11 protein-coding genes are annotated in these 13,681 nt (G+C 68.8%); 7 read left to right on the top strand and 4 right to left on the bottom strand.

What is annotated here, in order from left to right; all coding sequences use genetic code 11:
* Nucleotides 1-150 precede the first annotated feature (150 nt).
* Nucleotides 151-1,365: an MFS transporter gene (locus tag VXM69_RS23220; RefSeq protein WP_034187234.1), complete on the top strand. Its 1,215-nt coding sequence runs from the start codon at nucleotides 151-153 to the stop codon at nucleotides 1,363-1,365.
* Nucleotides 1,366-1,473: 108 nt separating this feature from the next.
* Here the strand turns inward: VXM69_RS23220 and VXM69_RS23215 are convergent, their stop codons facing one another.
* A complete protein-coding gene (locus VXM69_RS23215; protein WP_034187233.1) occupies nucleotides 1,474-2,364 on the bottom strand; it encodes an EamA family transporter in 891 nt (296 codons plus the stop codon).
* Between the two features lie 134 nt (nucleotides 2,365-2,498).
* On the opposite strand from VXM69_RS23215, the gene VXM69_RS23210 reads away from it, so the two are divergent.
* The gene (locus VXM69_RS23210; protein ID WP_367189271.1) at nucleotides 2,499-3,434 is read left to right on the top strand and encodes a helix-turn-helix domain-containing protein; all 936 of its coding nucleotides are present in this window, start codon (nucleotides 2,499-2,501) and stop codon (nucleotides 3,432-3,434) included.
* Between the two features lie 27 nt (nucleotides 3,435-3,461).
* Here the strand turns inward: VXM69_RS23210 and VXM69_RS23205 are convergent, their stop codons facing one another.
* The gene (locus VXM69_RS23205; protein ID WP_034187452.1) at nucleotides 3,462-4,673 is read right to left on the bottom strand and encodes an alanine--glyoxylate aminotransferase family protein; all 1,212 of its coding nucleotides are present in this window, start codon (nucleotides 4,671-4,673) and stop codon (nucleotides 3,462-3,464) included.
* Nucleotides 4,674-5,426: 753 nt separating this feature from the next.
* Between VXM69_RS23205 and VXM69_RS23200 the strand changes: the two genes are divergently transcribed.
* The 5 genes from VXM69_RS23200 (at nucleotide 5,427) to VXM69_RS23180 (ending at nucleotide 10,967) form a co-directional block, all read left to right on the top strand.
* Entirely contained in the window at nucleotides 5,427-6,410 is a 984-nt protein-coding gene (locus VXM69_RS23200) for a LysR family transcriptional regulator (RefSeq protein ID WP_124607841.1), read from the top strand.
* A 30-nt stretch (nucleotides 6,411-6,440) separates the two neighbouring features.
* Complete coding sequence (locus tag VXM69_RS23195) at nucleotides 6,441-7,439, top strand: 2-hydroxyacid dehydrogenase (protein WP_034187230.1); 999 nt, start codon at nucleotides 6,441-6,443, stop codon at nucleotides 7,437-7,439.
* Between the two features lie 111 nt (nucleotides 7,440-7,550).
* A complete protein-coding gene (gene bluB / locus VXM69_RS23190; RefSeq protein ID WP_367189270.1) occupies nucleotides 7,551-8,300 on the top strand; it encodes a 5,6-dimethylbenzimidazole synthase in 750 nt (249 codons plus the stop codon).
* A 243-nt stretch (nucleotides 8,301-8,543) separates the two neighbouring features.
* Entirely contained in the window at nucleotides 8,544-9,713 is a 1,170-nt protein-coding gene (locus VXM69_RS23185; protein ID WP_059557280.1) for an MFS transporter, read from the top strand.
* 93 nt (nucleotides 9,714-9,806) lie between these two features.
* Nucleotides 9,807-10,967 (top strand): MFS transporter, encoded by a 1,161-nt coding sequence (locus tag VXM69_RS23180; protein ID WP_034187227.1) that lies wholly within the window; start codon nucleotides 9,807-9,809, stop codon nucleotides 10,965-10,967.
* 64 nt (nucleotides 10,968-11,031) lie between these two features.
* Here the strand turns inward: VXM69_RS23180 and fahA are convergent, their stop codons facing one another.
* Nucleotides 11,032-12,336 (bottom strand): fumarylacetoacetase, encoded by a 1,305-nt coding sequence (fahA, locus tag VXM69_RS23175; protein ID WP_367189269.1) that lies wholly within the window; start codon nucleotides 12,334-12,336, stop codon nucleotides 11,032-11,034.
* Nucleotides 12,333-13,667: a homogentisate 1,2-dioxygenase gene (gene hmgA / locus VXM69_RS23170; RefSeq protein WP_059557283.1), complete on the bottom strand. Its 1,335-nt coding sequence runs from the start codon at nucleotides 13,665-13,667 to the stop codon at nucleotides 12,333-12,335. Before hmgA ends, fahA begins: the two co-directional genes overlap by 4 nt.
* Between the last annotated feature and the right edge of the window lie 14 nt (nucleotides 13,668-13,681).

Raw genomic sequence — 13,681 nt, 5'->3', positions numbered from 1 at the left:
CCCGTGCCCGACGCCCCTGCAGCCATCCGCCATCGCCGAAAACAGGTCGCGATGAACTAAATGGTACCTGCGGGAAAACCGGTTCCATGGGAAAATCCCGATTCCCTTTTTCGCCGTCTTCCGTCTGCTTCGTTCATTCGTTCCGACCCCATGTCCTCCGATTCCGCCACACCGCCGCGCAGCGGGTTCGCGGTCACGCTGCAAATCGTGTCCGTCGTTTGCTTCACGTTCATCTGCTATCTGACCATCGGCCTGCCGCTCGCGGTGCTGCCGGGCTTCGTCCATGGCGACCTCGGCTTTTCCGCGATCGTCGCGGGCGGCGCGATCAGCGTCCAGTACTTCGCGACGCTCGCGTCGCGGCCGCTCGCCGGGCGCCTGGCCGATACGCTCGGCCCGAAGCAGACGGTGCTGCGCGGGCTGATCGGCTGCGGCGCGTCGGGCGTGCTGCTGCTCGTCGCGCTGCTGCTCGCGCGCTGGCCGGTCGCGAGCCTCGTGCTGCTGGTCGCGAGCCGGCTCGTGCTCGGCGTCGGCGAAAGCCTGTGCGGCACCGGCGCGATCCTGTGGGGCATCGGCCGCGTCGGCGTCGCGCACAACGCGAAGGTGATCTCGTGGAACGGCATCGCGACCTACGGCGCGCTCGCGCTCGGCGCGCCGGTCGGCGTCGCGATCGCGAATACGCTGAATCCGGCGCTGATCGGCGTGATCGTGATCGCGCTGGCCGCGAGCGGCTTCTACCTCGCGCGCCTGATCGCCCCGGTGCCGCTCGTGCACGGCGAGCGGATGTCGTATGCGAGCGTGTTCACGCGCGTGCTGCCGCACGGCCTCGGCCTGGCGCTCGGTTCGGCCGGCTTCGGCTCGATCGCGACCTTCGTCACGCTGTACTACGCGGCGCGCCACTGGCCGAACGCCGCGCTGTCGCTGACCGTGTTCGGCACGCTGTTCATCGGCGCGCGGCTGCTGTTCGCGAACACGATCAAGACCTACGGCGGCTTCCGCGTCGCGATCGTGTCGTTCGCCTTCGAATGTTCGGGCCTGTTGCTGCTGTGGCTCGCGCCGGTACCGCACATCGCGCTCGTCGGCGCCGCGCTGACGGGTTTCGGCTTCGCGCTGATCTTCCCGGCGCTCGGCGTCGAGGCCGTCGCGCTCGTGCCGCCCGCGAGCCGCGGCGCGGCGCTGTCCGCGTATTCGGTGTTCCTCGACCTGTCGCTCGGCATCACGGGCCCGCTCGCGGGCTATGTCGCGGGCGCGTTCGGCTATCCGCAGGTGTTCCTGTTCGCGGCGGTGGCCGCCGCCGCGGGCGTCGCCCTGTCGATGATGCTGTACCAGCGGCAGGGGCGCGTGGCGGGGAGCGGCGCCGCAGCCTGACCATGTCGTGCGTCGGACGGCAGCCGGTCGCGCCCGTCGCGCCGCCGGCGCCTCAAGAAAAACGCCTGCATCGCGCAGGCGTTTTTTATTCGTCGGCGACCGCGACGCTCAGGCCGTCCGCAAGAACAGCCGGCGCGTCAGGTCGAACGCGACGAGATTGCCGGCCACCACGAGCAGCAGCCCGATCACCGCGAGCGGCGACCACTGGTAACCCTCGAACACCGTCGACACGGCCAACGCGACGATCGGGAACAGCACCGTGCAGTACGCGGCGCGTTCCGGCCCGATCCGGCCGACGAGCGTCAGGTACGCGGTGAAACCGATCACCGAGCCCGGCACGGCGAGGTAGACGAGCGCCCCCAGATAGCGCGGGCTCGTATCGAGCGTGAACGGCATCCCGGCCGCCACGCTGCCGACGGTCAGGATCGCCGCGCCGATCAGCATCGCCCAGCCGTTGGTCACGAGCGGGTGCAGCCCCATCGACTGCATCCGGCTCGACAGCAGGTTGCCGATCGAGAAGCACATCGTGCCCGCGAACGCGATCGCGAGCCCCGTCCAGGTCGCATGATCGTCGAGATGGCCGGCCATCTGCTGCCAGAACAGGCACGCGATGCCGGTCAGCCCGAGCAACGCGCCGGCGATCGCCGACGGCCGCAGCGGGCGGCCCATGAACAGCCGGCCGTTGATCGAATTCAAGAGCGGCGCGGTCGAGAAGATCACCGCGACGAGGCCGCTCGGCACGACCTGCTCCGCATAGTAGAAGCACAGGAAGTTCACGCAGAACAGCGCGAAACCCTGCGCGACGAGGAAACGCCACGCGTCGCGCGGCGGGCGCACCGGCCGGCGCATCACGCGCAGCAGCGCGAACAGCACGACGGCCGCGAGCCAGAAGCGCCATGCGATCGACACGGGCGGCGGCACCGAGCCGAGCTGCCACTTGATCGCGATCCAGGTGGTGCCCCAGATCAGCACGGTGACGAAATAAAGCGACAGGTTCATGGCGGCAATCCGGAAAATCGGGTGAATCGGGATCCCGACTATGCCGCCGCGCGGGGTGGGACGATTGTCCGGAATTGCGGTCTTTTTCGGGACGCCGCACGCGCTGCCGCGCGCCCGCTTATACTCGGCCCATCATGAGCCTCTCCCTCTCCGCCCCACCCGCCGACCACGCCGCCGCCCTGGCCGGCGGCGATCTGCCGTTCGGCCTGCAGTCGGTCTGCCGCACCCTCGCCGAGGCGAACGCGACGCTCGAGCGCTTCGCGTGGCTCGGCGACCACCTCGCGATCGCCGAATGGACGCGGATCACCGACGAAAGCGAGACGGTCTACGAGCAGCCCGGCCACCACACGCTGTCGTGCTACCTCGACGGCGGCTACCGGACCGAGCGCCAGCGCGTGCCGCGCTACGGCGCGCCGAGCCTGCTGTGCGCGCTGCCGGGCGACCATGAATCGCGCTGGTGGGTGCGCGGCGAGATGCACTTCGTCCACCTGTATTTCCTGCCCGAGCACTTCACGCAGCGCGCGATCCGCGAACTCGACCGCGAGCCGCGCGAGCTGAAGCTCGCCGATCGCACCTATTTCGAGGATGCGCGCGTCGCCGCGCTGCTGCGCTCGCTCGCGCTCGACGGCTGGGACGACGCCGACGAGCGGCTGCGCGTGAACGAGACCGCGCACGAGGTGCTGAGCCTGCTGCTGCGCGGGCAGAGCACGACGCGCACCGACACGACGTTCCGCGGCGGCCTCGCGCCGGCCGTGCGCCGCCGCGTGCGCGACTACATCGACACGTATCTCACGCAACCGCTGACGCTCGGCGAACTGGCCGAGGTCGCCGCGCTGTCCGAATACCACTTCTCGCGGATGTTCCGGCTGTCGTTCGGCCGCGCGCCGCACGCGTGGGTGGCCGAGCAGCGCCTCGCACGGGCGCGCGAGCTGCTGCGCACGACGGCATTGCCGCTCGCGCAGGTCGCGGCCGACTGCGGCTACGCGAACGCCGGCCACTTCAGCCACCGCTTTCGCGACGCGCACGGCACGACGCCGAATACGTACCGGCGCGCGATGCAGGGCCGCTGAGCGCGGCCCGTTTTCACGCTTTCCCGCTTACGCGCCGCGCCGGGACAGTTCCTGCTCGAGCGCCGCGACACCGGCCGGCAGGTCGACCGGCACCTTCAGGTCGACCATCGTGCGGCCGAACGCATGCAGCGTGCGGAACAGGTTGTGTTCGCGGCATTGCTCGCCCATCTGCCCGATCCGTACGATCGGCAACCCGAACGAGCCCGAGATCTCGACCTGATACTGCTTCGAGATATGGCCGCAGACCATGCCGGGCGTCAGCCCTTCCGGCGTCTCGATCCCGACCACCGAATTGAGCCGGCAGTCCTTCGGCGCGTAGAGCCTGAGCCCCATCGACTCAACCCCCGCCTGCAGCGCGAGCGAGCAGCGCAGATGGCGCGCAAAGCGGCTTTCGAGCGTCTCCGCGCAGACGAGCCGCAGCGCCTCGTGCAGCGCCAGCACGCCGGACACGGGCGCCGTGTAGTGATAGCCGGCGTTGTGCCAGAAGTTCTCCGCGAGCGCCATGTCGAGGCACCAGTGCGCGTTCGGCTCGGGGCGATGCTTCATGCGCTCCCACGCGGCGTCGGAGAAGGCGATCAGCGACACGCCCGGGATCGACGACAGCCCCTTCTGGCCGCCGGTGATCACCGCGTCGATGCCCCACGCGTCCATCTCGAGCGGCATCGTCGACAACGTGCACACCGCGTCGACGACGACCAGCGCGCCGGCCGCCTTCGCGAGCGCCGCGATTTCGCGCAGGTCGCGGTTCCATACCGTGTTCGACGTCTCGCCCTGCACGATCGTGACGATCTCGGGCCGCTCGCGCGCGATCGCATCCGCGATCTCGTCGAGGCTCGCGACCGCGCGGTCGGCCACCTCGAGCGTCGCGACGTCGGCGCCGACGCGCGTGGCCATCTCGGCCATCCGCGCGCTGAAGAAGCCGTTGCGGATCGACAGCACGCGCGTGCCGCGCCACGCGAGGTTCGAGATCGCCATCTCCATCGCCGCCGAACCGGGGCCCGCGACGCCGAGCACCCACTTCGTGCGGGTCTGGAACACGTAGCGCGCCATCTCCTTCACCTGCTCGATGATCTTCGCCATCGTCGCGCCGAGGTGGTTGATCACGATCGTGTTCGCCTTCGCGACGGCGGCCGGGATCGGAACCGGGCCGGCCCCCATCATCAGCAGCGGTTCTTCGGGCAGGATCGCGTCGAGCGGCACGACGACGGGACAGGGAATCGGCGAGTAATCGATGGACATGGCTGGCAAGAGGTGAGGAAAGGACATGCTCGGACGCTCGCCGCACGGCATGGCGAACTGATCGATCATTCCGCGTTCCGCGGCCTCGCGCAAGAGGCACGCGCGGCCGGACAGCGCGACGGTGGCCCGGTCGCCGGACCGGGCCAGCCGGCCGCGTGCGTGTCGCGCGATGGCCATCCCGATTGGAAAGGGATGGCGGGCCGGTCGTGAAACGGTTCCATTCGGCTTCCGCCTCGCGTGATTTTCTTCGCCAATAACGTCGCGATTCGCCGATACCGGTGGCATGCGACGACTTTCGCGTCAGTCGAAATAGACCGGCTGCCCGATAAAAACCGCCGCCCGGAATGCGGCATGCAATATCGCCTCCACCCTGAAAACATCCATTACCGCAGCATGTATTGGGGAACGACTCCGCAAATTAACGAAACCAGGCCGCCTTATCACCCGACAAGCCATTGATTAACATAGATAATATTCGCCACCTTGGCGCATATTCCAATACCGCGTCAGTTTTGCGCGGAACGCAAATGCTGCATTGCAACGTTTAACCGTTACCCGTGATTTCGATTTTCCGCAACCCGCCCATTTTCTCAGGTTGACGAATATAGGTTCAGTATTGAACAATCGTCTGCGGAATCGAAAAAAACGATTTTTCGATACGAGGGAGAACTGGGGTCGTGCGATGGGCTTTCGAGGTCGCATGGCGAAAAATCACAACCATAATCAATCAACCGGGCCAGAAATACGCAAGCCATGAACCAGATTCAGACCATGCGTGTATTCGTCTGCGTCGCCGAGCAGCAAAGCTTCCGGCGCGCGGCGCACCATCTCGGCGTGTCCAATGCACTCGTCACGCGTTCGATCGCGATGCTCGAGGGCCACCTGAACACACGGCTGATCCACCGCACCACGCGCAACCTGTCGCTCACCGAGGCCGGCGTGCGCTACCTCGACGGCTGCCGCGCGCTGCTCGAGGAATTCGACCACCTCGAGTCGTCCGTCACGCATGCCGTGCGCGAGCCGGCCGGCACGCTGCGCGTCGTCGCGTCGGGGCTGCTGTCGCCGCTGGCGCTGACGCCGCTCGTCAGCAGCTTCCGGCTCCGCTACCCCGAGCTGCGCGTACAGCTGACCGTCGCCGAGGGGCCGCTCGACGTGCTCGATTCGGGGTACGACGTCGGCATCGTCACGGGCAACCGGTTCGACGGCAATCCGTCGCTGATCGGCCATGCGCTCGCGCCGAACCCGTTCGTCGCATGCGCGGCGCCGGCCTATCTCGACCGGCGCGGCGAGCCGCGCGCGCCCGACGACCTGCCGGGCCACGACTGGGTCACGCTCGCGCCGCACCAGCATGCGCCATCGTGGCAACTGGTCGGCCACGACGGCGTCGCGCATTCGGTCACGGTGCGCCCGGCATGCACGGTCAACCAGCTCGCGCTGGTGCAGGCCGCCGCCGTGGCCGGCGCGGGCATCGCGGTGCTGCCCGAGCCGTGCGTCGCCGACGCGCTCAACAGCGGCACCCTCGTGCGCCTGCTGGCCGGCTACCGGATCGACGATCCCGACACGCAACTGTCGCTCGTCTACCCGAACCGTCAGTACGTGCCGGCCCGCACGCGCAGCTTCGTCGAGCACGCGCTCGACCACTTCAGCGCACCGGCGCCCCGCGACCGGACCGACTACGGCTTCCTGCGGCCGCCGCGCGGGCCCGAGCGGCCCGACATCGTCACGGGGCTGCAGTAAACTGCGCGCGTCAGCCATCGGAGGTGCAGCGTGCGCGTGATCCTGTTCAGCAGCCGGCAGTACGACGACGATTCGTTTACCGCCGCCAACCGGCAGTTCGGCTATCGGCTGCATTTCCAGCCGTCGCACCTCGACGCGGAAACCGCGATCCTCGCGCACGGCTATGAAGTCGTGTGCCCGTTCGTCAACGACACCGTCGACGCGGCCGTGCTCGAACGGCTCGCCGACGGCGGCACGCGGCTGATCGCGCTGCGCTCGGCCGGTTTCAATCATGTCGACCTCGCGGCCGCCGCGCGGCTCGGCATCACGGTCGTGCGCGTGCCCGCGTATTCGCCGCATGCGGTTGCCGAGCACGCGGTCGCGCTGATCCTCGCGCTCAATCGCCGGCTGCCGCGCGCGGTCGCGCGCACCCGCGAGGGCGACTTCTCGCTGAACGGCCTGCTCGGCTTCGACCTCCACGGCAAGACCGTCGGCGTGATCGGCACCGGCATCATCGGCAGCGTGTTCGCGAAGATCATGATGGGCTTCGGAATGCACGTGCTCGCGCACTCCGTGCCGCCGTACAACGACGAGTTGATCGCGTTCGGCGCGCGCTACGTCGAGCTCGACGAGCTGCTGCGCCACGCCGATATCGTCAGCCTGCACTGCCCGCTGCTGCCGTCGACGCACCATCTGATCAACGGGCAGACGCTCGCGCGCATGAAGCACGGCGCGATGCTGATCAACACCGGCCGCGGCGGCCTCGTCGATGCACAGGCGCTCGTCGACGCGCTCAAGAGCGGCCAGCTCGGCCACCTCGGGCTCGACGTGTACGAAGAGGAAAGCGGGCTGTTCTTCGAGGATCACTCCGACCTGCCGCTGCAGGACGACGTGCTCGCGCGCCTGCTGACGTTCCCGAACGTGATCGTCACGTCGCACCAGGCGTTCTTCACACGCGAGGCGCTGGCCGAGATCGCGCATACGACGCTGCTGAACATCGAGGCGTGGCACGCGGGCACGCCCGCGAACGTCGTGAGCGCGAATCGCTGACGCATCGCACGCACTCCCTCAACAATCCCGCCTTTTGTTTCGACTGACGTAACGCGGCACGTGCGCGGTCTGCTATCGTTGCGCCGACGTCCTTCCCTGCTCCTGCCGCTCATGCGTTTCGACGACTCCGACATCGCCGCGGTCTACCGCGCCATTTTCGAACGGCGCGACATGCGCCACTTCACGCCGGCGCCCGTCGATCCAGCCGTGCTCGCGCGCTTGCTGCGCGCGGCGCATCATGCGCCGAGCGTCGGCTTCATGCAGCCCTGGCGCTTCATCCGCATCACCGATCCCGCGCTGCGCACCGCGATCCACGCGCTGGTCGAGGCCGAGCGGCGCGCGACCGCCGATGCGCTCGGCGAACGCCAGGACGCATTCATGCGGCTGAAGGTCGAGGGCGTGCGCGAATGCGGCGAGCTGCTGGTCGTGGCGCTCGCCGACGGCCGCGAGCGCCACGTGTTCGGCCGCCGCACGCTGCCGGAGATGGATCTGGCATCCGCCGCATGCGCGATCCAGAACATGTGGCTCGCGGCACGCGCGGAAGGGCTCGGGATGGGCTGGGTATCGCTGTTCGACGTCGATGCGCTGCGCATGCTGCTGCGCATGCCCGACGGCGCGAAGCCGATCGCCGTGCTGTGCATCGGGCACGTCGACGCGTTCTACGCGAAACCGATGCTCGAACAGGAGCGCTGGGCCGCGCGAATGCCGATCGAGGCATGCCTGTTCGAGAACGGCTGGGACGACCCGGCTGCCATCGACGGCGCCCGCGCAGCCTCGTCTCCCGTGAATGCGGAATCGGATGCCGACGTGACGAACGCGTCCAATGCCCTCCCCGACGGCGCGCCCGAACGCATCGCGTGACGGCGGCGCCTCGCAATTGCCTACGCTCTGGCCCCGATACGGCCCGACGCGGAAAATCGCCACCCCATCCCACACTGTGAGCTTTCGGCATCGCGCCCCGTCGCACGCCGGCAACAACCGTTTTGGCCCCGAGCGTAGGGGTTTTCACTGAAGTAGAATCGCGGCTGTCGACCGTCTTACCGTCCGCCCGTCCCGCGCATCCCGCGCCCGGCATGAGCGGCGGCTTTTCCCGAGCCTACCGCGATGCCCTTGCCTCTTTTCGCCCTTGCCGTCGCCGCTTTTGGAATCGGTACCACCGAATTCGTGATCATGGGGCTGCTGCCCAATGTCGCGCGCGATCTCGGTGTGTCGATTCCGGCCGCCGGGATGCTCGTGTCGGGCTACGCGCTCGGCGTGACGATCGGCGCGCCGATCCTCGCGGTCGTCACCGCGAAGATGCCGCGCAAGCGCGCGCTGATGGGCCTGATCGGGCTGTTCATCGCCGGCAACCTGTTCTGCGCGATCGCGCCGGGCTATGCGGTGCTGATGGCCGCGCGGGTCGTCACCGCGTTCTGCCACGGCGCGTTCTTCGGGATCGGCTCGGTCGTCGCGAGCAGCCTCGTCGCGCCGAACCGCCGCGCGCAGGCGATCGCGCTGATGTTCACCGGCCTCACGCTCGCGAACGTGCTCGGCGTGCCGCTCGGCACCGCGCTCGGCCAGGCATTCGGCTGGCGCGCGACGTTCTGGGCCGTCACCGGCATCGGCATCGTCGCGGCCGCCGCGCTCGCGGTGTGCCTGCCGAAGCACCTCGCGATGCCCGACACCAGCATCACGCGCGAATTCAGCGTGCTGAAGCACCCGCAGGTGCTGATGGTGCTCGGCATCAGCGTGCTCGCATCCGCGAGCCTGTTCAGCGTGTTCACGTACATCACGCCGATCCTCGAGGACGTGACGGGCTTCTCGCCGCATCAGGTCACCTATGTGCTGCTGCTGTTCGGTCTCGGCCTGACGGTCGGCGGCACGCTCGGCGGCAAGCTCGCCGACTGGCGCCGGATGCCGTCGCTGATCGCGACGCTCGCGCTGATCGGCATCGTCCTCGCGCTGTTCGCCGGCACGATGCACGTGCCGTTCGCCGCGCTCGCGACGATCTTCGTGTGGGGCATCCTCGCGTTCGCGATCGTGCCGCCGCTGCAGATCATGATCGTCGATCGCGCGAGCGACGCGCCGAATCTCGCGTCGACGTTGAACCAGGGGGCGTTCAACCTCGGCAACGCGACCGGCGCATGGCTCGGCGGGATGGCGATCGGCTCCGGCGTCTCGCTCGTGAACCTGCCGTGGGTCGGGGTCGCGATGGCCGTCGCGGCGCTCGCGCTCACGCTGTGGTCGGCATCGCTCGAACGCCGCCCCGTGGCGGTGCCGACCCACTACGTATAACGCAACCCTGCCGCAATCGTTGCGGACACAACCCCATTCGATCCTGATGGCCTTCATGGACCTTTCAAGGGCCGCGGTGTAGCATCCCGGCCGATGAAAGCCATTCTCAATCGCGATTTCCTCGCGCTGATCCTGAGCGTCGCGGTCGTCGGCCTCGGCACCGGCGCCACGCTGCCGCTCACCGCACTCGCACTGACCGAAGCCGGGCACGGCACCAACGTCGTCGGCATGCTGACGGCCGCGCAGGCGCTCGGCGGCCTCGCGATCGTCCCGTTCGTCACCGCGCTCGCGCGGCATATCGGCTCGCGGCGCGCGATCGTCGTGTCGGTCGTGCTGCTCGCGGCCGCCACCGCGCTGATGCAGTTCACGTCGAACCTGATCGTGTGGGGCGCACTGCGCGTGCTGTGCGGCGCCGCGCTGATGCTGCTGTTCACGATCGGCGAAGCGTGGGTCAACCAGCTCGCCGACGATGCGACGCGCGGCCGCGTCGTCGCGATCTACGCCACCAATTTCACGCTGTTCCAGATGGCGGGCCCCGTGCTCGTGAGCCAGATCGCCGGTGCGACGCACATCCGCTTCGCGCTGTGCGGCGCGCTGTTCCTGCTCGCGCTGCCCACGCTCGCGACGATCCGGCGCGCCCCGCTCGCCGGCGACGACGCGCATCACGCAGCGCACGGCCGCTGGCTCGACGTGCTGCCGCGCATGCCCGCACTGATCATCGGCACCGGCTTCTTCGCGCTGTTCGACACGCTCGCGCTGTCGCTGCTGCCGCTCTATGCGATGGATCACGGCGTCGCGAGCGCGACCGCCGTGCTGCTCGCGTCGATCATGCTGTTCGGCGATACCGCGATGCAGTTCCCGATCGGCTGGCTCGCGGACAGGCTCGGCCGCGAACGCGTGCACCTCGGCGCCGGCTGGATCGTGCTGGCCGGCCTGCCGCTGCTGCCGTTCGTCATCGCGAATCCGTGGCTGTGCTGGCCGCTGCTGTTCGTGCTCGGCGCGGCGGCCGGCAGCATCTATACGCTGTCGCTCGTCGCGTGCGGCGAACGCTTCCGCGGCGCGGCGCTCGTCACCGCGAGCTCGCTCGTGTCGGCATCGTGGAGCGCCGCGAGCTTCGGCGGCCCGCTGGTGGCCGGCGCGCTGATGGAGCAACTGGGCAGCCATGCGCTGGTCGGCGTGCTGCTCGCCTGCGTCGCGGCGTTCGTCGCGGCCGCGCTGTGGGAACGCCGCGCCGCGTTGCAACGCGCGGTCTGATCCGTATCGACGAAACGACAACGGCCCGCACGATGCGGGCCGTTCGGTCTTGCCGTGCGACGCGTTATGCCTGGCGCGCCGGCAGGATCTTCCCGGCGCACGTGCCGAAGCCGACGCGATAACCGTCGCCCTGGCACCACCCGGCGAGCGTGAGCTCGTCGCCGTCCTCGAGGTACGTCCGGCTGCCGCCGCCGTTCAGCGCGACCGGCTCCTTGCCGTTCCACGTCAGTTCGAGCAGGCTGCCGAACGAATCCTTGGTCGGCCCGCTGATCGTGCCCGAGCCCATCAGGTCGCCCACGCGCGTGTTGCAGCCCGCGACCGTGTGATGCGCGAGCTGCTGCGCCATCGTCCAGTACATGTGCTTGAAGTTGGTGCGGCAGATCGACGTCGCGTCGGCCGCGCCTTCGGCACGCAGCGTCACTTCGAGCGCGATGTCGAACGCATGCCGGCCCGCGTGCCGCAGATACGCGAGCGGCTGCGGCGACTGTTCGGGCTGCGCGGTGCGGAACGGTTCGAGCGCGTCGAGCGTGACGATCCACGGCGAGATCGTCGACGCGAACCCCTTCGAGTTGAACGGGCCGAGCGGCACGTATTCCCACTGCTGGATGTCGCGCGCGCTCCAGTCGTTCAGCAGCACCATCCCGAAGATATGCGCTTCCGCATCCTCGCACGCGATCGGCTCGCCGAGCGCGTTGCCCTGGCCGACGATGAAGCCCGTCTCCAGCTCGATGTCGAGCTTGCGGCAGGCACCGAACACCGGGCGTTCCTGGTCGGGCAGCTTCAGTTGCCCGTTCGGCCGCCGCACCGGCGTGCCGCTCACGACCACCGACGACGCACGGCCGTTGTAGCCGATCGGCATCTCCGACCAGTTCGGCAGCAATGCATTCTTCGGATCGCGGAACATCGAGCCGACGTTGGTCGCATGCTCCTTCGACGAATAGAAATCGGTGTAGCCGGGAATCTCGACCGGCAGATGCAGCGTCGCGTCGCGCCGCGCGACGAGCACCTGCGCGCGCAGCGCCGCGTCGTCTCGCAGCGTCGCGTTGTCGCGCGAGAACAGGCCCGACAGCTGCACGCGCACGCCGCGCCAGGCGTCGCGGCCGAGCGCGATGAACGCATTGAGCGTCGGCGCGGCGAACGCGTCGGCGCCGGCCGGCAGCGTCACGAGGCCCGCGCGCGCGAGCGCCGCGAGATCGACGATCTGGTCGCCGAGCGCCACGCCCGCGCGACGCGCCGGCTGCTGCGCATCGCTGAAGATCCCGAACGGCAGGTTCTGGATCGGGAAATCGCAGGCGGGATCGTTCGCGGTGTCGAGCCAGCTCTTGCGAGCCGGGTCGAGCGTCGCGCGCCAGTCTTGGGTGTCGCTCATCGTTGCTCCGGATTGAAGTGTTTCTTGATGCCTTGCCAGCATTCGAAGTAGTCGGCCTGCAGTTGCGCGGTGTCGAGCGCGTAACGCGTCGGCCGGATCAGCGTGCGGGTTTCGAACATGAACGCCATCGTCGCGTCGACCTTGTGCGGTTTCGTCGTGTCGCTCGCGGACGCCTTCTCGAACGTGTCCGCGTCGGGCCCGTGGCCCGACATGCAGTTGTGCAGGCTCGCACCGCCCGGCACGAAGCCTTCGGCCTTCGCGTCGTACGCGCCGTGCACGAGTCCCATGAACTCGCTCGCGACGTTGCGGTGGAACCAGGGCGGCCGGAACGTATCCTCCGCCGCGAGCCAGCGCGGCGGGAAGATCACGAAGTCGATCGTGTCGACGCCCGGCGTGTCGCTTTGCGCCTGCAGCACGAGGAAAATCGACGGATCGGGATGGTCGAAGCTGATCGAGCCGATCGTGTTGAACAGGCGCAGATCGTACTTGTACGGCGCGTAGTTGCCGTGCCACGCGACGACGTCGAGCGGCGAATGGCCGATGTCCGCGCGCCACAGGCGGCCGTTCAGCTTCGCGATCAGTTCGAACGCCCCTTCGCGGTCTTCGTACGCGGCTTGCGGCGTCAGGAAGTCGCGCGGGTTCGCGAGCCCGTTCGAGCCGATCGGGCCGAGATCCGGCAGGCGCAGTTGCGCGCCGAAGTTCTCGCAGATATAGCCGCGCGCGTCGCCGTCCGGCAGCGCGACGGAAAAACGCACGCCGCGCGGGATCACCGCGATCTCGAACGGCTCGACGTCGACCCGGCCGAATTCGGTCGCGATATGCAGCCGCCCCTGCTGCGGCACGATCAGCAGCTCGCCGTCCGCGCTGTAGAAGAAGCGGTCCCGCATCGAGCGGTTCGCCGCGTACAGGTGGATCGCGCAACCGTTCATCGCGGCGGCCGAGCCGTTGCCGGCCATCGTCACGAGCCCGTCGACGAAATCGGTCGGCTCGACCGGCATCGGCAGCGGATCCCAGCGCAACTGGTTCGGCGGCGTCGGCGGCACGTCGGCCGAATCGCCGAATTCCGCCACGAGCCGCTGCGGGCCCGCGTACGGCTCGAACGGCCGGTGCACGGCCGCCGGGCGGATGCGGTACAGCCACGAACGGCGGTTGTGGCCGCGCGGCGCGGTAAACGCGGTGCCCGACAGTTGCTCCGCATACAGCCCGTACGGCGCGCGCTGCGGCGAGTTGCGGCCGTGCGGCAACGCGCCGGGCAGTGCCTCGGTGGCGAATTCGTTCCCGAAACCGCTCAGGTAGCCGGCATTCGCCGGTTTCGACAGGTCAAGCGTCATCGTTTCCTTTCTCC

Source organism: Burkholderia sp. Ed8 (assembly GCF_040761425.1).
GTDB classification, from domain to species: Bacteria; Pseudomonadota; Gammaproteobacteria; order Burkholderiales; family Burkholderiaceae; genus Burkholderia; species Burkholderia seminalis.
Note: the sequence above shows the minus strand (reverse complement) of the source record. Positions and strands in the feature narration are given on the sequence as shown.